The following is a 24,047-nucleotide window of genomic DNA, read 5'->3' on the forward strand; positions in this document are numbered from 1 at the left end:
GCCCCCAATGGACAGGATGATCGGCATTATCGGCGGCTCCGGCCTCTACCAGATCGACGGGCTGGAAGGCGCCTCCTGGGTCAAGGTCAAGACCCCCTGGGGCAAGCCCTCGGACGAGGTTCTGGTGGGCCGACTCGCCGGCGTCGCCATGGCCTTCCTGCCCCGCCACGGGCGCGGCCATGTCCATTCCCCCTCCAGCGTGAACCACCGCGCCAATATCGACGCCCTCAAGCGCCTCGGCTGCACCGATCTGGTGGCCCTCTCGGCGGTGGGGTCCCTGCGGGAAGACTACGAACCGGGCCACTTCGTGCTGGTCGAGCAGTATATCGACCGCACCTTCGCCCGCGAAACCTCCTTCTTCGGCACGGGCTGCGTGGCCCATGTCGGCTTTTCCCACCCCACCTGCGCGCCCCTGTCGGCGCAGGTCGCCGCCGCCGCCCGCGCCGCAGGGGCGCGGCTGCATGAAGGGGCGACCTATCTCGCGATGGAGGGGCCGCAATTCTCGACCCTCGCCGAAAGCAGGCTCTACCGGCAATGGGGGGCCGACCTGATCGGCATGACCGGCCTGCCCGAGGCCAAACTCGCTCGCGAGGCCGAGCTTTGCTACGCCAGCCTTGCCATGGTCACCGATTTCGACTGCTGGCACCCCTCGCACGGGGCGGTGGACGTGGCGCAGGTGGTGGCGACCATGGGGCGCAACGCGGGGCTGGCACGCGATATCGTGGCCCGCCTGCCCGCGCTGCTCGGCCCCACCAACCCCCCCTGCCCGCAAGGCTGCGACCGGGCGCTCGACCACGCCATCATGACCGCCCCCGCCCTGCGCGACCCCGACCTGTTGGCCAAGCTGGACGCGGTGGCAGGACGGGTTCTGTGACCCGTCACCGGTGGCTGGCGGCCTGCCTGAGCCTGATGGCCGCGCCGTCGCTGGCCTCGGACGGCGTGAAGGTTGACGGGCTGTTGCCGGATGCCGATTTCTTCCGCGCCGCCACCTGTGGCGCCGCCCCCGGCGAACCCTGCCGGCAAGAGCCGTTACTTTGGCCCAAGACCGCGCTGACCCTCGCCGTCCTCCCCTCTGACGTGGAAACCGGCCGCTTCATCCCGCTTCTGCTGTCGGTCAGCGTGGATTATGCCCTGCTCCAGATGAACCGCGCCGGATCGGGTCTGACGATCACGCGGGTCGACGGACCAGAGGCCGACATCCGCCTGCGCCTGACCGATGCCGCCGAAGGGAGCCTTATGCCCGACGTGCCGGGGTTCAGCGCTCCGGGGGAAATGGGGGTCGGATACGCCACGGTCTGGTCCACGCCCGACAACCGCATCACCGAGGCGTCGATCCTGATCTCGGCGCAGATTTCTCCCGCCGACATTGTCTCGGTGGTGCTGGAGGAAATCTACCAGTCGACCGGACCCCTGTTTGACATCGACAGCCCCGCCTATGAGGGCGTATCCATCTTGTCACAAAACGCCAATTCCACCGTGACCATCGCGGGACAAGACGCCGCCCTGCTGCGGCATCTCTATCCGCCTGAACCCTGAAAGCCCGCCGCATGAGCCCTGCCAAGACCGTCAAGGATTACATCCGCACCATCGTCGACTTCCCGCACGAGGGCATCCTGTTCCGCGATGTGACCACGCTGTTTGCCGATCCGCGCGGGTTCCGGATGTGCGTCGACCAGCTGCTCGCGCCCTATGTCGGGGTGCGGATCGACAAGGTGGTGGGGCTGGAGGCGCGCGGCTTCATCCTTGGCGGCGCGGTGGCGCACCAACTGTCCACCGGCTTTGTGCCGATCCGCAAGAAGGGCAAGCTCCCCGGCCAGACCATCAGCCAGGCCTATACGCTGGAATACGGCGAGGCGGTGGTCGAGGTGCATGAAGACTCGATGCAACCCGGAGAGACGGTGCTGCTGGTCGATGATCTTCTGGCCACCGGCGGCACCGCCGAAGCCGGGATCAAGCTGATCGAGCGGCTGGGCGCGCGGGTGGCGGGTTGCGCCTTTGTCGTCGATCTGCCCGATCTCGGCGGACGCAAACGGCTGGAGACGATGGGGATGGATGTTCATGCCCTCTGCGCGTTCGAGGGGCTTTAGGCGCAGTGGCCTGTGACATGGGCGTTAACCGCGTTTTAGCGAATCGCCCTTAGACAAAACCGGCGAGGTCACACACCGCGCTGTTGCTTGCACCGGGCGAATAGCCCCACTGGCGTGCTGCTTGCAATCACACGTCACACGACAACCGCCCCGCCGGGCCTTGAATCCGGCGGGGCTACTGTCTTGCGAATGTGATCCGGTGCGCCTAGCCTGCGGCCATGACAGTGACCCGCTCCGAGCTGACCCGCACCTTTGCCCGCATCGGGCTTTTGTCCTTTGGCGGGCCTGCGGCGCAGATTGCCCTGATGCACCGCATCCTGGTGACCGAACGCAAATGGCTGACCGAAAAGGATTATCTTTCAGCCCTGTCTTTCTGCATGCTGCTGCCCGGTCCGGAAGCGATGCAGCTTGCCACATGGGCGGGCTGGCGGCTGCACGGCACATGGGGCGGGCTGATCGCGGGGGGGCTGTTCGTGCTGCCGGGCGCGGTGGTGGTGCTGGCGCTGACAATGGCCTATGCGGCTTGGGGTGATCTGCCTGTCATGCAGGCGCTGTTTCTGGGCGTGCAGGCGGCGGTGATCGCCATTGTCATCGAGGCGCTGATGCGCGTGGCAAAGCGCGCCCTGCGGGGCGTATCGGCCTATGCGATTGCGACACTGGCTTTTCTTGGCCTGTTCTTCCTGAACCTGCCTTTTCCCGTCATCATTCTGGCGGCGGGGCTTTGGGGGCTGCTGACCGCGCGGGGCAATCCGGCGGCGCTGCCCGAGGTCACGGCACCGCGCACGCTGCCCACCCTTCTGCTATGGCTTGCGGTCTGGCTGGTCCCGCTGGGTCTTTTGTGGCTTTATGGCGGAATCCTGTTCGACATCGGCTGGTTCTTTTCCAAGCTGGCGGTGCTGACCTTCGGCGGGGCCTATGCGGTGCTTGCGTGGATGACCCAGGAGGTGGTGACCGTGCAGGGCTGGCTGACCACATCGCAGATGATGGCCGGCCTCGGGCTTGCAGAAACCACCCCCGGCCCGCTGATCCTTGTGAACGAATTCGTCGGCTTCATGGCCGGCTATGGCGCGTCCGGCTGGGCCTTGGGCATCGCGGGCGCGGTGGTGACACTATGGATGACCTTCGTTCCCTGCTTCTTGTGGATTTTCGTGGCTGCTCCTTACCTTTCGCGCATCACCGCCGATCCGCGCCTTGCCGGTGCGCTGAGCGCGATCATGGCGGCGGTGGTCGGCGTCATCGCGAATCTGTCGCTGTGGTTCGCGTTGCACCTGCTGTTCGGCACGATCACGCCGCTGCGTCTGGGGCCGCTGCATCTGATCCTGCCCGATCCGGCCAGCCTGAACCTTGCGGCCCTCGGCCTGTCGGCAGTTTCGGCCCTGATGCTGCTGTGGCTCCATCGCCCCTTGTGGCAGGTGCTGGCCGTCTCGGCAGCGCTTGCGGTCGCAATCAGTGCCGCCTGACCCCTTTTCATCGGGGGCAAATCCCCTATGCTGACCAGAAGAAGAACTGAGGATGTAGCATGGCGCGGTCTATCGATTACGGAAATCTGATGCATCGCGCGATGCGTAACCTGATCCAGTCGGTGCTTGAGGATGTAAGCCGGAACGGCCTGCCGGGGGCGCACCATTTTTTCATCACCTTTGACACCACCCATCCCGATGTGGAGATGGCAGAGTGGCTCAAGGCCCGGTATCCGGCGGAAATGACCATCGTCATCCAACATTGGTTTGAAAATCTGGTCGTCACCGATGACGGTTTCACCATCACGCTCAATTTCGGCAACCAGCCTGAGCCGATGGTGATTCCCTTTGACGCGGTGCGCACCTTCGTGGACCCGTCGGTGGAATTCGGCCTGCGGTTCGAAAGCCATGCCGAAGAAGAGGATGAGGACGAGGAGGATGAGGAGGACGACGACGATGATCCGCCGCCCCATCACGATGCGCAGGTCGTCAGCCTCGACAAGTTCCGCAAACAATAGGCTTGCCGCCGGAAGCACCCGTTTTTGCTGCGGTATGCGACGGTATGCCAATTGATTTTTGCTGCCCCGCACCGTAAGGACGGGGCAGCAAAATCAGGAGGCTTGCCGATGTCCGCCACCCGTACCGAAACCGACAGCTTTGGCCCGCTCGAGGTTCCCGCCGACAAATACTGGGGCGCGCAGACGCAGCGCTCGATCATCAACTTCCCGATTGGCTGGGAAAAGCAGCCCGTTGCGATCATCCGCGCGCTGGGGGTGATCAAGAAGGCCTGCGCCTTGGTGAACGTCGATCAGGGCGACATCAGCCCCGAACTGGGCAATGCGATTGCGGCGGCGGCAACCGAGGTGATCGAGGGCAAGTTCGACGACAACTTCCCGCTGGTGGTCTGGCAGACCGGCTCTGGCACCCAGTCGAACATGAACGCGAACGAGGTGATCTCGAACCGCGCGATCGAGATGCTGGGCGGGGTGATGGGCAGCAAGAAGCCTGTGCATCCGAATGACCATGTGAACATGGGCCAATCGTCAAATGACACCTTCCCCACCGCGATGCACGTCGCCACGGGGATGATGGCGCGCGATGTGCTGCTGCCGGGGCTGGAAAAGCTGCACGCGGCGCTGGTGGCGAAATCCGAAGAATTCAAGGATATCATCAAGATCGGCCGCACCCACACGCAGGATGCAACGCCGCTGACGCTAGGGCAGGAGTTTGGCGGCTATGCCAAGCAGGTCGAAAAGGGCATCGCCCGCGTCAAGATGTGCCTTCCCGACATTTTTGAACTGGCGCAGGGCGGCACCGCCGTCGGCACCGGCCTGAACACCCGTGTGGGCTGGGATACCCGCGTCGCCGCCCGCATCGCCGAGATCACCGGCCTGCCTTTCGTGACCGCACCCAACAAGTTCGAAGCCTTGGCGGCACATGATGCGATGGTGATGTTCTCGGGCGCGCTTAAAACCGTGGCGGCGGCTCTGTTCAAGATCGCCAATGACCTGCGGCTTCTGGGTTCCGGCCCTCGCTCGGGCTTGGGCGAGTTGATCTTGCCGGAAAATGAACCGGGCTCCTCGATCATGCCGGGCAAGGTGAACCCGACGCAGGCCGAGGCACTGACCATGGTCTGTGCCCATGTGATGGGCAATGACGCGGCCATCGGCTTTGCCGGATCGCAAGGGCATTTCGAGTTGAACGTCTATAACCCGATGATGTCGTATAACCTGCTGCAATCCATGCAGCTTCTGGGCGATGCGGCAGGGTCTTTCACCGACAACATGGTGGTGGGAACGCAGGCCAATGTGGCGCGCATCGACAAGCTGATGAAGGAATCGCTGATGCTTGTCACCGCTTTGGCCCCCACCATCGGCTATGACAACGCGACCAAAGTGGCCAAGACCGCCCACAAGAACGGCACCACCCTGAAGGAAGAGGCGATTGCCTTGGGCTTTGTCGATGCCGAAACCTTCGACCGCGTGGTGCGGCCCGAAGACATGATCGGCCCGAAAGGCTGATGGCCGAGATCGTCAACCTTCGCACCGTGAAAAAGCAGGCCGCCCGCAAGGCGGCCCGCGCGAAGGCTGATGAAAACGCCGCAAAGTTCGGACTGACCCGCGCAGAGCGGGACAGGCAGAAGGCCGAGGCCGAAAAGGCCGCCCGCGATCTGGCGGCCCACAAGCGCGAACCCTAGGGCGGGGTTTACCCCGCCCGCCGCCGCCAGTGGGCGGGTGACACCGCCCTGCCCTTGCGACAGCGGCGCCGGCCTGCTAGGGCAGACCGATGCTGTCATATCAACATCTCTATCATGCCGGAAATCTGGCCGATGTTCAGAAACACGCGCTTCTGGCGTGGACGCTGGACTATCTGACGCGCAAGGACAAGCCGCTCACCTATCTGGAAACCCATGCGGGGCGGGGTCTTTATGATCTGACCGCCGCCGAAGCGGTCAAGACCGGAGAGGCGGCAAAGGGCATTGCGCTGGCGCAAGACTGGTTTGGCACCGGCCATCCCTATGCACGCGCGCTTGCCGCCACCCGCGCCGAGCGCGGGCCGAATGCCTATCCGGGCAGTCCGCTGGTGGCGGGGCATCTCTTGCGCGAGAGCGACAGCATGCATCTGTGCGAACTGCACCCGCAGGAACATGCCGCGCTGGATTATGCCGTGGCCCCGTTCGGCGCGAAGGTCTACCGCGAGGATGGACTGGCCAAGGCGCTTTCGATCTGCCCGCCGACCCCGCGTCGCGGGATGGCGTTGATCGACCCGTCCTACGAGGTGAAAACGGATTACGAGACGATCCCGCGCGTTCTGGCGCAGTTGCACCGGAAATGGAACGTCGGGGTGCTCTATCTGTGGTATCCGGTCCTGCGCGACGGGCTGCACAAACCGATGCTGGCAGAGATCAGCGCGACAATTCCGGGGGCGATGATCCACGAGGTGCGCTTTGCCCCGGTGCGGGACGGGCATCGTATGGAAGGTTCGGGCATGGTGATGATCAACCCGCCCTTTGGCATCGAGGAAGAGACGCGGCGGCTGAGCCAACGGTTCAAGACGCTGCGCTGACATGGCTCAGGGCGATGCACTTGCGGTGCGCGCCGGATTTACCGCGAAAACTTGGCCTCGGGCCGGCGATCAGTCCGGCTCGCCCAGCATGCGGCCAGCCATTTCGCGCATATCGCGGCTCAAGCCCTCGGTTGCCAGTATCCGCTCCAGCACCGCGCGCACCATGCCCTGACGGTCGGCATCATAGCGCGGCCATGTCTCGAAGGCAGTCGACATGCGGGCCGCCGTTTGCGGGTTGAGCGGATCGAGACGCAGGAGCCAGTCGGCAACCAGCGCATAGCTTGCGCCTTCCCCGTGGTGAAAGCCGGCATGGTTCCCGGCCAGCGCCCCGATGACCGAGCGGAAGCGGTTGGGGTTCTTCCAGTCAAAATCGGGATGTGCGGTCAGGGCGCGGGTGACATCCGCGGCACGTTCGGGCGCGGCATAGGCGATCTGGAGTGCGAACCACTTGTCCATCACGTTGCGGTCGGCGCGCCAACGCGCCTCAAACCGCGCCAGTTCAGCCTGCCCTTCGCCGATGTCGAGCAGGCAAGACAGCGCGCCAACCTCTTCGGTCATGTTGTCCGCGCCGGCAAAGGCGGCACGGGCGGCCGCGCCGCCATCAACCCGCGAGAGCAGCGCCAGTGCCGCAAGGCGCAGCGCCCTGCGTCCCGCCGCGCGCGCATCGGGCGTGAAAGGGCCGGGTTCTGCCAGAGACGCGATCAGCCCCGGTAGCCCCGCCGCCAACCGCTGCGCCAAGGCCGCGCCCATGCGCCGCCGCGCGGCGTAAATGGCGGCCGGATCAGGCACATGACCCGAGGCATGCAGCGTTTGCGCCATGTCATCATCGGACGGAAGGCGCAGGCACAGCGCCCGGAAGGCCGGATCAAGGCTATCGTCCAGCGTCACCCGTTCCAGCGCATCCAGCCAATCGGGGCCGGGCTGCGCCCCCGTGACGACCATACGCGCCAGAAGGTCCTTGGCCAGCGCACGCCCTGCCTCCCATTTGTTGAACGGATCGGTGTCATGCGCGAGCAGAAAGGCGCGGTCTTCGGGGCGCAAGTCACGGATGAGCACGACCGGCGCGGAAAATCCGCGCAGGACAGAGGCCAAGGGCCGCGCCGGCAGCCCGTCAAAGCGGAAGGACTGGCGGGGTTCCGTCATTTCCAGAACGGTGGTCGGCACCACCTCGTCGCCATTGGGGCCAAGCAGGCCGACCGCAATCGGCAGCACCTTGGCACCCTTGACGGGCTGACCGGGCGTGGCGGGATTTTCCTGTTCAAAGTGAAGGGTATAACTGCCGTCCTTGAAGTCGTCTGTCATGCGCAGGCGGGGTGTGCCCGCTTCGGTATACCACCGTTTGAACTGGGCAAGATCGCGGCCCGTCGTTTCCTCGAACACCGCCAGCCAATCTTCGATGGTGGCGGCCTCTCCGTCATGGCGGTCAAAGTAAAGGTCAAGCGCACGGGCGTAGGCGTCATCGCCCACCAGTCGGCGCAGCATCCCGATCACCTCGGCGCCCTTTTCATAGATGGTCGCGGTATAGAAGTTGTTGATCTCGACATAGGATTCGGGCCGCACGGCATGGGCCAGCGGGCCCTGATCCTCGCGGAACTGGCGGGCGCGCAGCATCAGCACATCCTCGATCCGTTTGACCGCATGGCTGCGCATGTCGCCGGAAAACTGCTGGTCGCGGTAAACGGTCAGCCCTTCCTTGAGGCAGAGCTGGAACCAGTCGCGGCAGGTGATCCGGTTGCCGGTCCAGTTGTGGAAGTATTCATGCGCGATGATCGCCTCGATGCGGGCGAAATCGTCGTCGGTCGCGGTTTCGGGACTGGCCAGAACAAACTTGGAGTTGAAGATGTTCAGCCCCTTGTTCTCCATCGCGCCCATGTTGAAATCGTCCACGGCCACGATGTTGAACACATCTAGATCATATTCCCGTCCATAGACCTGCTCGTCCCAGAGCATCGAACGGATCAAACTGTCCATCGCATAGGCGCAGCGCCCTTCATCGCCCGGGCGCACCCAGATGTTGAGCGCGACATCGCGCCCCGATTTGGTGCGGAACGGCGCGGAATGGGCGCGCAGGTTGCCCGCGACGAGCGCGAACAGATAGGCGGGCTTGGGCCAGGGATCATCCCATTCGGCCCAGCCCGGCCCCTGCGCCACCGGGTTGCCGTTCGACAGCAGCACCGGCAAGTCTCCCTCGACCCGCACGCGGAAGCGCGCCATGACATCGGGACGGTCGGGATAGAAGGTGATCTTGCGAAAGCCTTCCGCCTCGCACTGGGTGCAATACATGCCGTTCGACATATACAGCCCCTCCAGCGCGGTGTTGCCTTCGGGCGCGATTTCCACCTCGGTTTCCAGAACGAACGGCCCATCGGGCAGGTCCGCGGCGGAAATGGTCAGGCCGGTGGCGTCGGAGCGAGCCGCCAAGGCGCGGCCGTCGACCGCAAGAGCCAGCAGACGAAGCCCCTCTCCATCCAGCCGGAGATCATGCCCGCCGCCCCCGCGCGCCGGATTGGGCCGCAGGTCGAGACGCGCCTTTACCCGTGTGGCGGTAGGCGCCAGACGGAAGGTCAGCGAAACCTGATCGACCAGATGCGTGTAGGGCTGATAATCGGCAAGGCGGATGGCAAGGGCTTCGGTCATGGGCAAATCTCCTGCCTGCCCAAGCTAGGCGCTTGCCCGCCACGCGCAAGCCCCAACGCATTGCAAGAGGCGGAAAATCCGCGCGTCAGGCCTTTACGAATCTGCGCCAGTCGCTATCTCTTTGTTCCATGAATGTTCTCGTCTGGTTCAAACGCGATCTTCGCATCAGCGACCATCCGGCACTTGGCCTTGCTGCGGGGCTTGGTCCGGTGTTGCCGCTTTACGTCGTCGAGCCGGAGTATTGGGCCTTGCCCGATACGTCGGCGCGGCAATGGGAGTTTACGGCAGAATGTCTGGCCGACCTGCGGCAGGCTTTGGCGGCCGTGGGCGCGCCCTTGGTGGTGCGCGTGGGCGATGCGGTGGCGGTGGTGGAGCGTTTGTGCCGCCAGCACAGGATCGGCCGCATCGTCAGCCATGAAGAGACCGGCAATCTGTGGACCTATGATCGTGACCGACGCATGGCGGCCTGGGCGCGGCAGGCTGGGATAGACTGGACGGAACTGCCGCAATCGGGCGTCGTGCGGCGGCTTGGCGGGCGCGATGGCTGGGCGCGGCGGCGTGACAGCTTTACCGCGCAGCCCGTCATCGACGCGCCTGCCGCACTGGCCCCGGTGCCAGGGGTAGAGCCGGGGGCAATTCCCGGCGCGCGCGCCTTGCGGATCGCGGAAGACGGCTGCGCCCATCGGCAGGCGGGCGGGCGGCAGCATGGTTTGCTGGCGCTGGAGAGTTTTCTGACCTCACGCGGGGAACCTTACCGCGCCGCCATGTCCTCGCCCATCGGGGGGGAGCGGGCCTGCTCGCGGCTTTCGCCCTATCTGGCGCTCGGTGCGCTGTCGGGGCGAGAGGTGGCGCAGGCGGCCAGCGCGCGGTTGGCAGAACGCCCAGGCGGACGCTGGCCGGGGGCGCTGAGCAGCTTTCAAAGCCGCCTGGCATGGCGGGATCACTTCATGCAGAAACTGGAGGACGAGCCGCAGATCGAGGCACGCTGCCTGCACAGCGCCGCCGAAACCCTGCGCCCGCGCGACCCCGATTCCACTCGGCTGGCGGCATGGCAGGCCGGAGAGACCGGACTGCCTTTTGTCGATGCCTGCATGCGGTATCTGGCGGCAACGGGCTGGCTGAACTTCCGGATGCGCGCGATGGTGACATCGGTGGCCTCTTATCATCTGTGGCTGGACTGGCGGGCAACCGGCCCCGTGCTGGCACGGCTTTTCACGGATTACGAGCCGGGCATCCACTGGCCGCAGGTGCAGATGCAGTCGGGGACCACAGGCATAAACACACCGCGCATCTACAACCCCGTCAAGCAAGGGGTGGACCAAGACCCGACCGGAGCTTTCACCCGCCGCTGGGTGCCGGAACTGGCCAGCGTGCCGGACGCATTACTGCAAACCCCTTGGCGGTGGGAAGGCGCGCGCGGTCTGCTGGGGCGGCGCTATCCCGAACCGGTGGTCGATGTGGCGGCGGCGCAGCGTGCGGCCCGCGATGCCATCTTCAGCCTGCGCAAGACCGCACCGCGCGCCGAGATTGTCGAGATCATCGAACGCCATGCCAGCCGTGCCGATGCGCGTTTCGTCAATGACCGCGCGCCGCGCCGCAGGCCATCCGTGCCATCGGCACAGTTAAGCCTCGGGCTGTAACCCTTGGCAAAGATGGTGAAAAAGGGCGATTTGCCCAGCAAGCCCTGCGCCCGGTGCGGCCGCCCTTTTGCGTGGCGAAAAAAGTGGGAAAAGGTCTGGCACGAAGTGCGCTTTTGTTCCGACCGCTGCCGGAGCGAGGCCAAGCGCAAGGCGCCCTAAAGCGCCTCGGCCGTTGCCGCCAGCTTGGCCAGGGTCTGGTGCCCGAGTTCCACCGCGCCAAAGCCCACCGCCATCGTCCGCGCCGCAGGGCTTGGAAAGGTCATCTCATAGCGGATGCGCGTCGCCGTGCCTTCGGCTGACAAGATCATCACCACACGGCTTGCGGCCTCATCTTCGGCCCCGGCATCGAGCAGGAATTCCAGCAAGGTCGGCGGCTCCATCCGCAGATAGCGGTGGCGATTGGGCCAGACCTTACCATCCGGCCCGGTCATGTCGAACAGCCATTGCCCCCCTTCGCGCAGGTCAATCTCGTGGGTATGGCACACATAGCCCTGCGGCCCGAACCAGCGCGGGAGCAGCGCAGGATCGGTCCAGCAGCGCCAGACCTTGGCCACAGGGGCGGCGATGAGCCGCGAGAGGGTAAGGCTGCGCCCGCTCACAATGCTGCTGCCACATCGTCAAGCTGCGCTGCCGCCGTGCCCCAGCCATCGTGAAAGCCCATATCCTCATGCGACTTGCGCTGGTCGGGGGTGCGGTGCATCGCGATGGCGCGGTAAAGCGTGCCGCTGCCTTCGGGTTCCAGCAGGATACAGGCGGTGAAACCAAAGGCATCGCCAACCGGGCGATAGCCGGGGCCGAGGAGATCGGTCCAGACCAGCCGCCGCTCCGGCACCACCTCGAGGATGCAGCCGTCACCGGTCTGGGTGCCCATTTCGGGAATATCCATCGTGGTCGAGAAAATGCCGCCGGGGCGCAGGTCGATCTTGGCATCGCGGGTCACAACGGGCTTTGGCGCAAACCATTGCTCCAGCAGCGCCGGTTCGGTCCAGCAGCGCCACACCTTGGAGGGCGCGGCCCTCAGATGGCGCACCAGTTCCAGATCAGTCTCGGGGTTCAGGATCATGCTCGTCCTCCAGCGTTTCAAGAAAGGCTTCCAAACGATCGGTCCGGGCTTCCCATTCCGACCGGACCGCCGCCAGCCAGTCTGCCGCCCCGTGCAGGGCGACAGGCACCGCACGGCACATCCGGCTGCGCCCGCGCTTTTCGGTGCGGATCAGCCCCGCCTGTTCCAGCACCTCCAGATGGCGCAGGACGGTCGGCAGCGCAAAACCCGTGGGGGCCGCCAGAACCGACACCGGCAAAGGCCCCTGCCCCAGCCGCATCAGAAGCGCCCGCCGGGTCGGATCCCCCAGCGCATGAAAGACGCGCGACAGATGTGAATCATGCTGAGCCATACGGCTAAGTATCATGCGCAGCGCCCGGACGCGAGCAAAAACTTAGCCAGACGACTAATTGTTCCACTCTCTGCCAAACGCGAAAGCTGTGATCGAAATTCTGGTAAAATAAAATGACCGCTTTTATTGCCTAGGCCCGGTTTTTTCAGTATTCATCCGTCACCGCATACCACGGTATTCCACCGGACACCGCCAGCAGAGACGAGGATACACATGACCAACCGCATCGCCATCACCGGACTGAAGGTTGACGCCCGGCTTGTGGATTTCGTCGAACATGAGGCCCTGCCCGGCACAGGCGTTGACTCGGGCAGCTTCTGGCAAGGTTTCGCCAGCGCTGTTGCGGACCTGATGCCGAAGAACCGTGCGCTTTTGGCCCGGCGGGAGGCGCTGCAGGCGCAGATCGACTCTTGGCACAAGGCCCACCGCGGCGAGGCGTTTGATGCCGCAAGCTATCACGCTTTCCTGACCGAGATCGGCTATCTGGTGCCGGAGGGTTCGGATTTCACGATCACCACGACCAACACCGACCCGGAAATCGCCCATGTCCCCGGCCCCCAGCTCGTGGTGCCGGTGATGAACGCCCGCTATGCGCTGAACGCGGCGAATGCACGTTGGGGCAGCCTCTATGACGCGCTTTACGGCACCGATGCCTTGGGTGATCTGCCTGCGGGCAAGGGATACGACCCCGCCCGCGGCGCGCGGGTGGTGGCGTGGGGACGCGCATTTCTGGATGATGCTGTCCCGCTGCAGAGCGGGTCATGGTCAGAGGCGCGCGGCTTTCGCATCGCCGATGGCGCGCTCTGGGTGACCGGTGCCGAAGATGCGGTCGGCCTTGCCGATGCCGCGCGCTTTGTCGGCTATCAGGGCGAGGCGACGGCACCCACCGCGATCATCCTCAAGAACAACGGCCTTCACATCATGGTCCAGATCGACCCCTCGACGCCGACCGGGCGCGATGATCTGGCGCATGTGTCAGACATCCGGCTGGAATCGGCGATGTCGGCGATCATGGATTGCGAAGACTCGGTCGCCGCCGTCGACGCAGCTGACAAGGTGCTGGCCTATGGCAACTGGCTGGGTCTGATGAAGGGCGATCTGGCCGAGGTGATCGTCAAGAATGGCAAGGAATCGGTGCGCCGCCTGCATGCCGACCTGACCGCCACCGCGCCCGACGGCTCTGCGCTCGCGCTCAAATCCCGCGCTCTGCTTCTGGTGCGCAATGTCGGGCATCTCATGACGAACCCCGCCATCCTGACCGAAGATGGCCGCGAGATCGGCGAAGGCATCATGGATGCTTTCCTGACAACCCTCTGCGCGATGCACGATCTGAAGAAATCCGCAGGCAACCGCAATTCCGTCATGGGCTCGGTCTATGTGGTGAAACCCAAGATGCACGGCCCCGAGGAAGTGGCTTTTGCCTGCGAGATCTTCGACCGTGTCGAAGAGGTGCTGGGCCTGCCGCGCCACACCGTCAAGCTGGGCATCATGGACGAGGAACGGCGCACCAGTGCGAACCTCAAGGAATGCATCCGCGCTGCCAAGGACCGCGTGGCCTTCATCAACACCGGCTTCCTCGACCGCACCGGCGACGAGATCCACACCAGCATGGAAGCCGGCCCGATGGTGCGCAAAGGGGACATGAAGGCTGCCGCATGGATCAAGTCCTACGAGGACCGCAATGTCGATATCGGTCTGGCCTGCGGTCTGCGCGGGCGCGCGCAGATCGGCAAGGGCATGTGGGCAGCGCCTGACCTGATGGGCGATATGCTGGCGCAGAAGATCGGCCATCCGATGGCGGGCGCGAATTGCGCATGGGTGCCGTCTCCGACCGCAGCCACGCTGCATGCCACCCATTATCACCGCGTCGACGTGCTGGCACGTCAGGCCGAAATCGCCGCTGGCGGCCCGCGCGGCACGCTCGAGGCGCTGCTGACCATTCCGCTGGCACATGGGGCCAACTGGTCGGAGGAAGACATCCGCCAGGAGGTCGAGAACAATGCGCAAGGCATTCTGGGCTATGTCGTGCGCTGGATCGATCAGGGCGTCGGCTGCTCCAAGGTGCCGGACATTCATGATGTCGGCCTGATGGAGGACCGCGCGACCTGCCGCATCTCGTCGCAGGCGCTGGCGAACTGGCTGCATCACGGGGTCATCGACGCCGATCAGGTGATGGCGGCCCTGCGCAAGATGGCAGCCGTGGTCGACCGGCAGAATGCGGGCGATCCGGCCTATCAACCGATGGCCCCGGGCTTTGACGGGGTGGCCTTCCGCGCCGCCTGTGATCTGGTTCTCAAAGGGCGCGAGCAGCCCTCGGGCTACACCGAACCTGTGCTGCACGCGCGCCGGTTGGAAAAGAAGGCAGAGGCCGCATGACCATCAGCATCGAAACCGCCCGCAAGATCATCGCCGCGGCCCTCGCCAAGGGCCGCGCGGCGGGGATGAAACCGCTCTCAGTCGTCGTGGTGGACGCAGGCGGCCACACGATTGCTTTCGAGCGCGAAGATGGCGCCTCGCCGGGCCGCTATGCGATTGCCCATGGCAAGGCGCATGGCTGCATCATGCTGGGCCTGCCCGGCAGTGCCATTCAGGCGCGCGCCGACAGCCAGGCCTATTTCGTGCAGGCGATGAACGGGCTGTTTGACGGCGATTTCGTTCCGGTCAAGGGCGGGGTGCTGGTGCGCGACGGTGCCGGCACCGTGATCGGCGCCGTCGGCATCACGGGCGACACGTCAGACAATGACGCGCTGGCAGCCTCGGCCGGGATCGAAGCGGCGGGATTGGTCGCCGAAAGCTGAGCGGCGCGGCCACTCAGCCAAGATCCAGCGCGATGGCATGAACGCGGGTGTTCAGATCGCCTAGCGCGGCATGCACCGCGCGGTGGCGCGCAACCCGGCTGAGCGGCGCGAGCCGGTCAGACCGGATCAGCACGCGAAAATGGCTCTCGCCCGATCCATCATCGCCCGAATGGCCTGCGTGCTTGTGGCTTTCGTTCACGATTTCAATCTGTTGCGGCGCGAATGCTGCAATAAGCCGAGCCTGCATCTCATCCTTCACGGTCATTTTTTCGCACTCCCCCTTCAATCTGCCGCCCAAACCCCTAAACTGTGTCGCCCGAGTCGGAAAGACGCGGGAGGCAGGAAAGGCAGACCATGGTCACGAAACCCCCTTTTGAATTCGACATTCGCGTCTCTGCGGACAAGAAGCGCAAGAAGACCACGAGGCGGGGGATGTCGGGGGCGTTCGAGACATCGAACAAGCCTTGCGATTATCCGGGGTGCAGCGAAAGCGGGGCCTACCGCGCCCCCAAAAGCCCCGATCTGCTGGACGAGTTCTTCTGGTTCTGCAAGGAACACATCCGCGAATACAATTTGAAATGGAATTTTTTCCAAGGCACGTCGGACGACGATTTCCAGAAGTTTCTCGACAAGGACAGGGTCTGGGAGCGGGAGACAAAGCCTTTCAGCCGCAAGGATGACGGACGGGCCTGGGCGCGTTTGGGCGTGGATGACCCGATGGCACTTCTGGGCGAGAAGGCCACGCAGAATCCGGGCCGCCCTGCCAGCACCGCAACGCGCAAGCTGCCGCCGACCGAACGCAAGGCCATCGAGATCCTCGATGCCCGCGACAGCTGGAGCAAGGCCGAGATCCGCAAGCAATACAAATCACTGGTCAAGGACCTGCACCCCGACATGAACGGCGGCGACAGATCGGACGAAGAGCGCCTGCAAGAGGTTGTCTGGGCTTGGGACCAGATCAAGGACAGCCGCTACTTCCGCGAGTCCTGAACGAAGCGGCCTTCCGGCGAAGGATCAGCGCAGCGGGCAATCGCCCGCTGTCCTTGTCTGTGGGCCAGTGCAGGCGGACCGGCACAGGCCTGCGGATTACGCCATGCGGAAGGTCAGCGCCGCCCCGTTCATGCAGTATCGCTTGCCCGTGGGCTGCGGCCCGTCGCCGAAAACATGGCCGAAATGCCCGCCGCAACGGCGGCAATGCACCTCGGTCCGGCTGCCGAACAGGCTCCGGTCTTCCTTGGTGCGGATGGCATCGGGCAACGGCTGCCAGAAGCTGGGCCAGCCCGTGCCGCTGTCATACTTGTGCTGCGAGGAAAACACCGGCAGATCGCAGCCCGCGCAATGATAGGTGCCTGCCCGCGTCTCCTTGTCCAGCGGACTGGTAAAGGCCCGCTCCGTCGCCTCTTCGCGCAGCACGCGGTAGGCCAGATCGCTCAACCTCGCGCGCCATTCGGCCTCGGTCAGCTGAAATTCAAAGGAGCCTTCGGCAGCCCAGGCCGACCGTCCCAGCACCGTCAGGGCGATGCCTCCCATCATGACCGCACGTCTGTTCATCACCGTCTCCCTTTGCACAAAGCCTATGCCGCTTTTACGCGAAGCGCGCGCAAAAGGTTTCAGCCTCACGCAAACGCGATCCGCTGCCACATTGGCACCGATTGCCGCCCTTCCCCTTGAACCCTGCCGTGTTATGTTCCACAACTTCACCGGAATGGGCCAAAGGGCCGGGACAGGACTGAGCAGGATGCTGGATCACGCGATGAAACCGACTGAAGAAATCTCTGTGCGTGAGGTGTTCGGCATCGACACCGACATGAAGGTGAAGGGCTTTGCCGAGCCGACGGACCGCGTCCCCGCGATCGACCCGACCTACAAGTTCGATCCCGACACCACATTGGCGATTCTGGCCGGCTTTGCCTATAACCGGCGCGTCATGATCCAGGGCTATCACGGCACCGGAAAATCGACGCATATCGAACAGGTGGCCGCCCGCCTGAACTGGCCCGCCGTGCGCGTCAACCTTGACAGCCACATCAGCCGGATCGACCTGATCGGCAAGGATGCGATCAAGCTGCGCGACGGCAAGCAGGTGACCGAATTCCACGAAGGCATCCTGCCTTGGGCGCTGCGCAACCCTGTGGCGATCGTGTTCGACGAATATGACGCAGGCCGCGCCGATGTGATGTTCGTGATCCAGCGCGTGCTGGAAACCGACGGCAAGCTGACGCTGCTGGACCAGAACGAGATCATCACGCCCCACCCGTCCTTCCGGTTGTTTGCCACCGCAAATACCGTGGGTCTGGGCGATACGACGGGCCTCTATCACGGCACCCAGCAGATCAACCAGGCGCAGATGGACCGCTGGAGCCTTGTCGCCACGCTGAACTACCTCAGCCATGATGCCGAAGCCGCAATCGTTCTGGCCAAGAGCCCGCATTACAACACCGAGGCGGGGCGCAAGAAGATCGGCCAGATGGTGACCGTGGCGGAACTGACGCGCACGGCCTTCATGAATGGCGATCTGTCCACCGTGATGAGCCCGCGCACCGTGCTCAACTGGGCGCAGAATGCCGAGATTTTCCGCAATGTCGGCTATGCCTTCCGGCTGACCTTCCTGAACAAGTGCGACGAACTGGAACGGCAGACGGTCGCCGAATTCTACCAGCGCTGTTTTGCCGAGGAATTGCCCGAAAGCGCCGCCTCTATGGCAATGAAGTAAGACCGTCGCAGGGGGGCGCTCGCGCCCCCCTCGGCGCTTTGCGCCTCGGCCCCGAGGATAGTGTGACCGGATAAGATACTGCGCGCGTTCGTATTTCATCTGTTCAAGAATGTTCCAAGGGGGGCGCTTACCGCAGGCAAGCGGAGAGGACAGATAGCCCCCTTTCGCAGGCAGGCCCACAGACCAGAGCCCTCGGTGATATGACAAAACCAAGCGACAACCCCGCCGATCCGTTCAAGAAGGCCCTTGCCGAGGCCACCAAGGTGCTTGCCGACGATCCGGAGATGACCGTCAGCTATTCGGTCGATCCGCCCGGCATGAACCGCGACGGGGTGCGCCTGCCGCAGGTCAGCCGCCGGATGACGCGGGACGAGGTCTTGCTGGCGCGCGGCACGGCAGATGCCTTTGCCTTGCGGCGCAAATATCACGACGAGGCGGTTTCCTCGCGCTATGCCCCCACAGGGCAGCTCGCCCGTGACATTTACGATGCAATGGAAACTGCGCGCTGCGAGGCGGTGGGGGCGCGGGCCATGCCCGGCACGGCGGGCAATATCGACGCCAAGATCGGGCATGAGGCCGACCGCAAGGGCTATGGCCAGATCACCAGCACGCAGGACGCGCCCTTGTCGGTTGCGGCGGGCTATCTGGTGCGGCATCTGGCAACAGGGCGGAGCCTGCCACCGGGGGCCGCCAATGTGATGAACCTGTGGCGCGGCTTCATTGAAGAGCAGGCCAGCGGCACCTTGGAGAACATCGACCATGTGCTGGCCGATCAGGCGGCCTTTGCCCGTCTGGCGCGCAAGGTGATTTCCGACCTCGGCTATGGCGACCAGCTTGGCGATGATCCGGACGCGCCCGACGACGATCAGGCCGACGACGAGGCCCAGCAGGATGAAGACAGCCCCGAAAGCGAAGGGGATGAACAATCCGAGCAGGACGAATCCGAAGCCAGCCCCGAGCGGTCGCAGGAAGAACAGCAGGACCAGTCGCAGGCGCAGGTGTCGATGGAAGACAGCGCCGATATGGAACAGGGCGACGAGACGGAACTGCCCGAGGGCGAGGCCCCGCTGGAGCCGCCGCCCCCTGCCCCGCATTCCTCGGCCGATCCGAATTACGTTGTCTACACCACGGATTTCGATGAGGAAATCCGCGCCGAAGACCTTGCCGAACCCGCCGAACTGGAACGGCTGCGCGCCTATCTGGACCAGCAGCTGGAGCCGCTCAAGGGCGCGGTCAGCCGGCTGGCCAACAAGCTGCAACGCCGTCTGCAGGCGCAGCAGAACCGCTCATGGGACTTCGATCTGGAAGAAGGCACGCTGGATGCGGGCCGTCTGGCGCGGGTGGTGGCAAACCCGACCACGCCGCTCAGCTTCAAGCAGGAGAAGGACACCGAGTTCCGCGACACCTGCGTGACGCTCTTGCTCGACAATTCCGGCTCCATGCGGGGACGCCCGATTTCGATTGCCGCGATCTGCGCCGATGTGCTGGCCCGCACGCTGGAGCGGTGCTCGGTCAAGGTGGAGATCCTTGGCTTCACCACCCGCGCGTGGAAAGGCGGGCAGAGCCGCGAGCGGTGGCTGGCCCAAGGGCGCGCACAGCAGCCCGGGCGGCTGAACGATCTGCGCCACATCATCTACAAGGGGGCAGATGCCCCGTGGCGGCGCGCGCGGCCCAATCTGGGCCTGATGATGAAAGAGGGCCTGCTCAAGGAAAACATCGACGGCGAGGCGCTGGAATGGGCGCACCGCCGCGCGGCGGCCCGCCCCGAGGCGCGCAAGATCCTGATGGTTATTTCCGACGGCGCGCCGGTGGATGACAGCACCCTGTCGGTCAATCCGGCGAATTTTCTGGAAAAGCACCTACGCGATGTCATTGCGATGGTCGAGCGCAAGCGGGCGGTGGAGCTGATCGCCATCGGCATCGGCCATGATGTGACGCGCTACTACCAGCGTGCGGTGACGATCACCGATGTCGAGCAACTGGCGGGCGCGATGACCGAGCAGCTTGCCGGATTGTTCGACACCGATCCGCGCAAGCGGGCGCGGGCCTTGGGAATGCGCAAGGTCGGCTGAGGGCGCACGGGGCAAGGCGCGGAAAGTTGGGGGCTCTGCCCCCCGGCTTCGGCTCCCCCGAAGTATTTCAGAAAGGTGCAATCCATGTTCCAGAGCTTTGACAGCCCCGCCACCCCGGAACAGGGTCCGCCCCGTCTGGCCGCTTTGCGTCAGGTGATGCAGCGGGCGGGTGTGGACGCCTTTATCGTGCCGCGCGCCGACGCCCATCAGGGGGAATATGTGGCCGCCCGCGACGAGCGGCTGCAATGGCTGACGGGCTTTACCGGATCGGCGGGATTTGCCGTGGTCTTGCCCGATGCTGCGGGGGTGTTCATCGACGGGCGCTACCGCGTGCAGGTCAAGGCGCAGGTGGACCTGTCGCACTTTTCCCCCGTGCCCTGGCCCGAGGTGAAGGCGGGGGCATGGATAGCGGAGCATCTGGCGGCAGGCGTCGTGGGTTTCGACCCCTGGCTGCACACGGCGGATGAGATCGCGGCCTTGCGCGCGGTGCTGGACCCTGCGGGCCTGACCTTGCGCGGGCTGGGAAATCTGGTGGATGCGATCTGGCCCGACCAGCCACCACCACCCTGTGGACGGGCCTTTGTGCATCCGGACCATCTGGCCGGAAAGAGCAGCGCGGACAAGCGCGCGCGGCTGGCAGAGGGGCTGCGCAAGGCAGGCCAGCGGGCGGCGGTGATCACGCTGCCCGACTCGATCTGCTGGCTTTTAAACATCCGGGGCGCGGATGTGCCCAAGAACCCCGTGCTGCAGGGCTTTGCCATCCTGCATGACGATGGACGGGTGGCGCTTTACACCGATCCGGCCAAGCTGCCCGCCGAGGTTCTGGCCCATCTGGGGCCAGATGTGGCCCCCTGCCCGCCCGAGGCTTTCGTGCCTGCCCTGCGCGGCCTTGCGGGGCCGGTGAGGGTTGACCGGGCCACGGCGCCCTTGGCCGTTTCCGAGGTGCTGGCCGAGGCCGGAGTGGCGCTGGTCTGGGGCGACGACCCCTGCCGTCTGCCAAAGGCCCGCAAGAATGCCGCCGAGATCGAGGGCATGCGCGAGGCGCATCTGCGCGACGGGGCGGCGGTGGTGACGTTCCTCGCGTGGCTGGACCGGCAGAAGCCCGGCAGCCTGACCGAGATCGACGTCGTCACCGCGCTGGAAGGATTCCGCCGCGCCACCAATGCCTTGCATGACATCAGCTTTGACACGATCTGCGGCGCGGGGCCGAACGGGGCCATCATGCATTACCGCGTCACGCGCGAGACGAACCGCGCGGTGCGTGACAATGAGCTGCTTCTCGTCGACTCGGGCGGGCAGTATCATGACGGCACCACCGACATCACCCGCACGATGGCCGTAGGCGATCCGGGTGACGAGCCGCGGATCTGCTACACACGCGTGCTGCAAGGCATGATCGCCATTTCCCGCGCGCGCTTTCCCAAAGGGCTCGCGGGCCGCGATCTCGACCCGCTGGCGCGGTTCGCGCTCTGGGTGGCGGGGCAGGATTTCGACCACGGCACCGGACATGGGGTCGGAGCCTTCCTCAGCGTTCACGAAGGCCCGCAGCGCATCAGCCGCCTGTCAGAGGTGCCGCTGGAGCCCGGCATGATCCTGTCGAACGAGCCGGGCTATTACCGCGAGGGGGCGTTCGGCATCCGGCTGGAGAACCTGATCGTGGTGCAGGAGGCCCCTGCCTTGGGCGACGGGCGCGCACAATACAGTTTCGAGACGCTGACCTTCGTGCCGCTGGACCGACGGCTTGTTGTCACATCCATGTTGTCGCCGGACGAGCGGGCATGGCTGGACAGCTATCACGCCGAGGTGTTGACCAAGATCGGCCCGCGCGTTGCGCCAGAGGTGCGCGACTGGCTGACAGCCTCCTGCGCGCCGCTGTAGCCCGCAGGGTCAGGCCGCGGCGGCGACCGCGCGAATGCGCTCGACCATCGCGCGCACCCCGTTGGAGCGCTGCGCCGACAGATGGTCGTTCAGCCCCAGCCGACCCAGTTCGGCGGGCGCGTCCACGGCGGCGACCTGATCGACCGGCACCCCGGAGTAAAGCGCGTGCAGAATGGCGATCAGCCCGCGCACGATCATGGCATCGCTGTCGCCCTGAAAGTCGAAACGGCCATCGGCAATCACCGGCCGCAGCCAGACCTGACTGGCGCAGCCGTCTACCTTGAGGGCGGGCACCTTGAACTCGTCGGCCAAGGGCGGCATCGCCTTGCCCAGTTCGATCACATGGCGATAGCGGTCTTCCCAATCATCGAGAAAGTCGAAGGTGTCTGCTATGTCTTCAAAAGCGGTGGTGGCCATGAACGGGGCTCCTTTGCTGCTGAGGTAATGCCCGGTCCAGCCAAGGTCCAGCCCCTTTGCCGCCATTTCAACAGCCGCCCTTTTCAAAAGCCGATCCATCGGCTACCCAAGGGCAAAGCCAAGATGGATGGACCGATGAAACGCCCCGTGACAGCCGCCCTCGTTGCCGTTCTGGTGCTGACCTCTTGCGGCGCTGCACGCGAGTCCCGGTTGAACCCGTTCAATTGGTTTTCCCGCTCGGAACCGGTGGAAACGCTGACCCCGCTGCGCGCCAAGGTCGATCCGCGGCTTCTGGTGTCCGACGTGACCTTGCTGAGCGTCGAACCCTACAGTGGCGGGGCCATCGTGCGGGCGACAGGGGTGATGGAAAGCCAGGGATGGTGGGACGCCGAACTGGTCGAAGTGCCGAATGACGACCCGTCGCATCTGGTGCTCGAATTCCGGATGCTGCCGCCGGTCACCGATACGGCCATCAGCACGCCGCGCAGCCGCGAGGTGACGGCGGCCACCACATTGACGCCGCGGCGGCTGGAAGATATCGCGCGGATCACCGTTCAGGGCGAGCGGTCGGCGCGCACCACGCGCCGCTGACGCTCAGAGACGGATAACCCGCACCTCGTTGCCCTTGGCCGAGAGCGCGATCTCGCCGCGGCAGAGCCGCAGGGCGTCATCGCCAAAGGCTTCCTTGCGCCAGCCGCCAAGCGCCTCCACCGCGCGCCCGCCCGCCGCAATCGCATCCAGATCGGCGGACGAGGCGATGAGCTTTGGCGCGACGCCAAGGCTTTCGGACTTTGCCTTGAGCAACACGCGCAAAAGATCGGCCAAGGCCGGATTCACCTGAATCTGCTCGCGTTCGTCTGCCACTTTCGGCATGTCCTCGGGGCGCATCGCCAGTCCCGCCTTGACCGCCGCCAGAATGCCATCGGCAATCTCGGGCTTGCGCCCTTCGCGCATCAGCAGGCGCGAGCGGCCCAGTTCTTCCACCGAAGTCGGGCGGGTCGAGGCCAGTTCCAGAAGCGCGTCATCCTTCATCACACGGCTGCGCGGCACGTTGTGCTTTTGCGCGTAATCCTCGCGAAAGCGCGCCAGTTCCTTGACCACGGCCAGAAACCGGCCCGAGGTGGTGCGCGTCTTGATCCGCAGCCACGCATCCTCTGGCGTCGTGGTATAGGTTTCGGGATTGGTCAGAACCGCCAGTTCCTCGCCCACCCAATGCGCGCGGCCATTCTTGGCAAGCTGCGCCGCCAGCCATTCATAGATCACCCGCAGATGGGTGACATCGGCCAGCGCATATTCCTTTTGCGCATCCGTCAGCGGGCGGCGTGACCAATCGGTAAAGCGGCTGGTCTTGTCCAGATTTTCCTTGGCGATCTTGCGCACCAAGGTTTCATAGCCCACCTGCTCGCCAAAACCGCAGACCATCGCCGCGATCTGCGTGTCGAACAGCGGCTCGGGAAAGACATTGCCCTCGACAAAGAAAATCTCGAGATCCTGCCGCGCGGCGTGAAAGACCTTTACCGTCGCCTTGTGGCGGAACAGGTCATAGAGCGGCTCCATGCTCATCCCCTCGCCCTCGATGGGATCGACCAGAACGGCATCGCCCGTCTTGCCGGGCAGCGCCATCTGGATCAGGCACAGCTTTGACCAATAGGTGCGCTCGCGCAGAAACTCGGTATCAATGGTGACATAGGGCTGAGCTTTGGCGGCTTCGCAAAAGGCGGCAAGCTCTTCGGTCGTGGTAATCGTGCGCATCGGTCGCGTCTTTCAAGGGGCCGCGGGGGCATCCCGCAACAGGTGTCTTTCCGCTATAGGCGGCAGATTTCCCCTTGAAAAGCCCCGGCAAGGGAAATCTGTGCCTTTGCACAAGACAGATCAGATAAATGAT

General features: G+C 64.8%; 25 protein-coding genes. 17 read left to right on the forward strand and 8 right to left on the reverse strand.

Annotated elements, in window-relative coordinates; all coding sequences use genetic code 11:
• The first annotated feature begins 7 nt into the window (after positions 1-7).
• The 8 genes from G3572_RS05025 to rlmJ all read left to right on the forward strand — a co-directional run bounded on the left by G3572_RS05025 (position 8) and on the right by rlmJ (position 6,613).
• Complete coding sequence (locus tag G3572_RS05025) at positions 8-874, forward strand: S-methyl-5'-thioadenosine phosphorylase (RefSeq protein WP_164609538.1); 867 nt, start codon at positions 8-10, stop codon at positions 872-874.
• A complete protein-coding gene (locus G3572_RS22370) occupies positions 871-1,536 on the forward strand; it encodes a DUF2927 domain-containing protein (protein WP_164609539.1) in 666 nt (221 codons plus the stop codon). Before G3572_RS05025 ends, G3572_RS22370 begins: the two co-directional genes overlap by 4 nt.
• Before the next feature lie 11 nt (positions 1,537-1,547).
• Positions 1,548-2,087, forward strand: a complete 540-nt coding sequence (locus tag G3572_RS05035; RefSeq protein ID WP_164609540.1) for an adenine phosphoribosyltransferase — start codon at positions 1,548-1,550, stop codon at positions 2,085-2,087.
• A gap of 218 nt (positions 2,088-2,305) precedes the next feature.
• Positions 2,306-3,547 carry a chromate efflux transporter gene (chrA, locus tag G3572_RS05040; protein WP_164609541.1) on the forward strand — a complete coding sequence of 414 codons (1,242 nt, stop codon included), beginning with the start codon at positions 2,306-2,308 and terminating at the stop codon, positions 3,545-3,547.
• A 59-nt stretch (positions 3,548-3,606) separates the two neighbouring features.
• Positions 3,607-4,065, forward strand: coding sequence for an SspB family protein (locus G3572_RS05045; protein ID WP_164609542.1), 459 nt, complete (start codon positions 3,607-3,609; stop codon positions 4,063-4,065).
• Between the two features lie 108 nt (positions 4,066-4,173).
• A complete protein-coding gene (gene fumC / locus G3572_RS05050) occupies positions 4,174-5,568 on the forward strand; it encodes a class II fumarate hydratase (protein WP_164609543.1) in 1,395 nt (464 codons plus the stop codon).
• Positions 5,568-5,744 (forward strand): DUF4169 family protein, encoded by a 177-nt coding sequence (locus G3572_RS05055; protein ID WP_164609544.1) that lies wholly within the window; start codon positions 5,568-5,570, stop codon positions 5,742-5,744. The genes fumC and G3572_RS05055 overlap by 1 nt, the downstream gene beginning before the upstream one ends.
• Positions 5,745-5,833: 89 nt before the next feature.
• Complete coding sequence (rlmJ, locus tag G3572_RS05060) at positions 5,834-6,613, forward strand: 23S rRNA (adenine(2030)-N(6))-methyltransferase RlmJ (RefSeq protein ID WP_164609545.1); 780 nt, start codon at positions 5,834-5,836, stop codon at positions 6,611-6,613.
• Positions 6,614-6,682: 69 nt separating this feature from the next.
• On the opposite strand, the gene pepN is transcribed toward rlmJ, so the two are convergent.
• Positions 6,683-9,250: an aminopeptidase N gene (gene pepN, locus G3572_RS05065; RefSeq protein ID WP_164609546.1), complete on the reverse strand. Its 2,568-nt coding sequence runs from the start codon at positions 9,248-9,250 to the stop codon at positions 6,683-6,685.
• A gap of 128 nt (positions 9,251-9,378) precedes the next feature.
• Here pepN and G3572_RS05070 point away from each other — a divergent pair, with 128 nt between their 5' ends.
• Positions 9,379-10,890 carry an FAD-binding domain-containing protein gene (locus G3572_RS05070; protein WP_164609547.1) on the forward strand — a complete coding sequence of 504 codons (1,512 nt, stop codon included), beginning with the start codon at positions 9,379-9,381 and terminating at the stop codon, positions 10,888-10,890.
• A 3-nt stretch (positions 10,891-10,893) separates the two neighbouring features.
• On the forward strand, positions 10,894-11,049 hold the full coding sequence (locus G3572_RS05075; protein WP_205518468.1) for a DUF2256 domain-containing protein: 156 nt from the start codon (positions 10,894-10,896) through the stop codon (positions 11,047-11,049).
• Here the strand turns inward: G3572_RS05075 and G3572_RS05080 are convergent.
• Genes G3572_RS05080 through G3572_RS05090 form a run of 3 tightly spaced genes read right to left on the reverse strand, consistent with a single transcriptional unit; the run spans position 11,046 to position 12,299 of the window.
• Entirely contained in the window at positions 11,046-11,489 is a 444-nt protein-coding gene (locus G3572_RS05080) for an SRPBCC domain-containing protein (RefSeq protein WP_164609548.1), read from the reverse strand. The two genes, G3572_RS05075 and G3572_RS05080, sit on opposite strands and share 4 nt — an antisense overlap.
• Positions 11,486-11,953 carry an SRPBCC family protein gene (locus tag G3572_RS05085; protein ID WP_164609549.1) on the reverse strand — a complete coding sequence of 156 codons (468 nt, stop codon included), beginning with the start codon at positions 11,951-11,953 and terminating at the stop codon, positions 11,486-11,488. Before G3572_RS05085 ends, G3572_RS05080 begins: the two co-directional genes overlap by 4 nt.
• Complete coding sequence (locus tag G3572_RS05090) at positions 11,931-12,299, reverse strand: ArsR/SmtB family transcription factor (RefSeq protein WP_240335401.1); 369 nt, start codon at positions 12,297-12,299, stop codon at positions 11,931-11,933. Before G3572_RS05090 ends, G3572_RS05085 begins: the two co-directional genes overlap by 23 nt.
• A 198-nt stretch (positions 12,300-12,497) precedes the next feature.
• Between G3572_RS05090 and G3572_RS05095 the strand changes: the two genes are divergently transcribed.
• Positions 12,498-14,660, forward strand: coding sequence for a malate synthase G (locus G3572_RS05095; RefSeq protein WP_164609550.1), 2,163 nt, complete (start codon positions 12,498-12,500; stop codon positions 14,658-14,660).
• Positions 14,657-15,082: a GlcG/HbpS family heme-binding protein gene (locus tag G3572_RS05100; RefSeq protein WP_164609551.1), complete on the forward strand. Its 426-nt coding sequence runs from the start codon at positions 14,657-14,659 to the stop codon at positions 15,080-15,082. Before G3572_RS05095 ends, G3572_RS05100 begins: the two co-directional genes overlap by 4 nt.
• Before the next feature lie 13 nt (positions 15,083-15,095).
• On the opposite strand, the gene G3572_RS05105 is transcribed toward G3572_RS05100, so the two are convergent.
• Positions 15,096-15,347 (reverse strand): BolA family protein, encoded by a 252-nt coding sequence (locus tag G3572_RS05105; protein ID WP_164609552.1) that lies wholly within the window; start codon positions 15,345-15,347, stop codon positions 15,096-15,098.
• Between the two features lie 89 nt (positions 15,348-15,436).
• Here G3572_RS05105 and G3572_RS05110 point away from each other — a divergent pair, with 89 nt between their 5' ends.
• Positions 15,437-16,072, forward strand: a complete 636-nt coding sequence (locus tag G3572_RS05110) for a J domain-containing protein (protein WP_164609553.1) — start codon at positions 15,437-15,439, stop codon at positions 16,070-16,072.
• A 96-nt stretch (positions 16,073-16,168) separates the two neighbouring features.
• Here G3572_RS05110 and msrB read toward each other — a convergent pair whose 3' ends face one another.
• Positions 16,169-16,633: a peptide-methionine (R)-S-oxide reductase MsrB gene (msrB, locus tag G3572_RS05115; RefSeq protein ID WP_164609554.1), complete on the reverse strand. Its 465-nt coding sequence runs from the start codon at positions 16,631-16,633 to the stop codon at positions 16,169-16,171.
• Positions 16,634-16,787: 154 nt separating this feature from the next.
• On the opposite strand from msrB, the gene cobS reads away from it, so the two are divergent.
• The 3 genes from cobS (at position 16,788) to G3572_RS05130 (ending at position 21,745) form a co-directional block, all read left to right on the forward strand.
• Positions 16,788-17,795: a cobaltochelatase subunit CobS gene (gene cobS, locus G3572_RS05120; protein WP_435530959.1), complete on the forward strand. Its 1,008-nt coding sequence runs from the start codon at positions 16,788-16,790 to the stop codon at positions 17,793-17,795.
• Positions 17,796-17,995: 200 nt separating this feature from the next.
• Entirely contained in the window at positions 17,996-19,867 is a 1,872-nt protein-coding gene (gene cobT, locus G3572_RS05125) for a cobaltochelatase subunit CobT (protein ID WP_164609556.1), read from the forward strand.
• A gap of 84 nt (positions 19,868-19,951) precedes the next feature.
• A complete protein-coding gene (locus G3572_RS05130) occupies positions 19,952-21,745 on the forward strand; it encodes an aminopeptidase P family protein (RefSeq protein ID WP_164609557.1) in 1,794 nt (597 codons plus the stop codon).
• Between the two features lie 9 nt (positions 21,746-21,754).
• On the opposite strand, the gene G3572_RS05135 is transcribed toward G3572_RS05130, so the two are convergent.
• Entirely contained in the window at positions 21,755-22,162 is a 408-nt protein-coding gene (locus G3572_RS05135; RefSeq protein ID WP_164609558.1) for a SufE family protein, read from the reverse strand.
• 135 nt (positions 22,163-22,297) lie between these two features.
• Here G3572_RS05135 and G3572_RS05140 point away from each other — a divergent pair, with 135 nt between their 5' ends.
• Positions 22,298-22,753, forward strand: a complete 456-nt coding sequence (locus G3572_RS05140; protein ID WP_164609559.1) for a hypothetical protein — start codon at positions 22,298-22,300, stop codon at positions 22,751-22,753.
• A 3-nt stretch (positions 22,754-22,756) separates the two neighbouring features.
• Here the strand turns inward: G3572_RS05140 and rnd are convergent, their stop codons facing one another.
• Positions 22,757-23,914 carry a ribonuclease D gene (rnd, locus tag G3572_RS05145; protein ID WP_164609560.1) on the reverse strand — a complete coding sequence of 386 codons (1,158 nt, stop codon included), beginning with the start codon at positions 23,912-23,914 and terminating at the stop codon, positions 22,757-22,759.
• Positions 23,915-24,047: the final 133 nt, after the last annotated feature.

The organism is Pseudotabrizicola algicola (assembly GCF_010915705.1).
Lineage (GTDB): Bacteria > Pseudomonadota > Alphaproteobacteria > Rhodobacterales > Rhodobacteraceae > Pseudotabrizicola > Pseudotabrizicola algicola.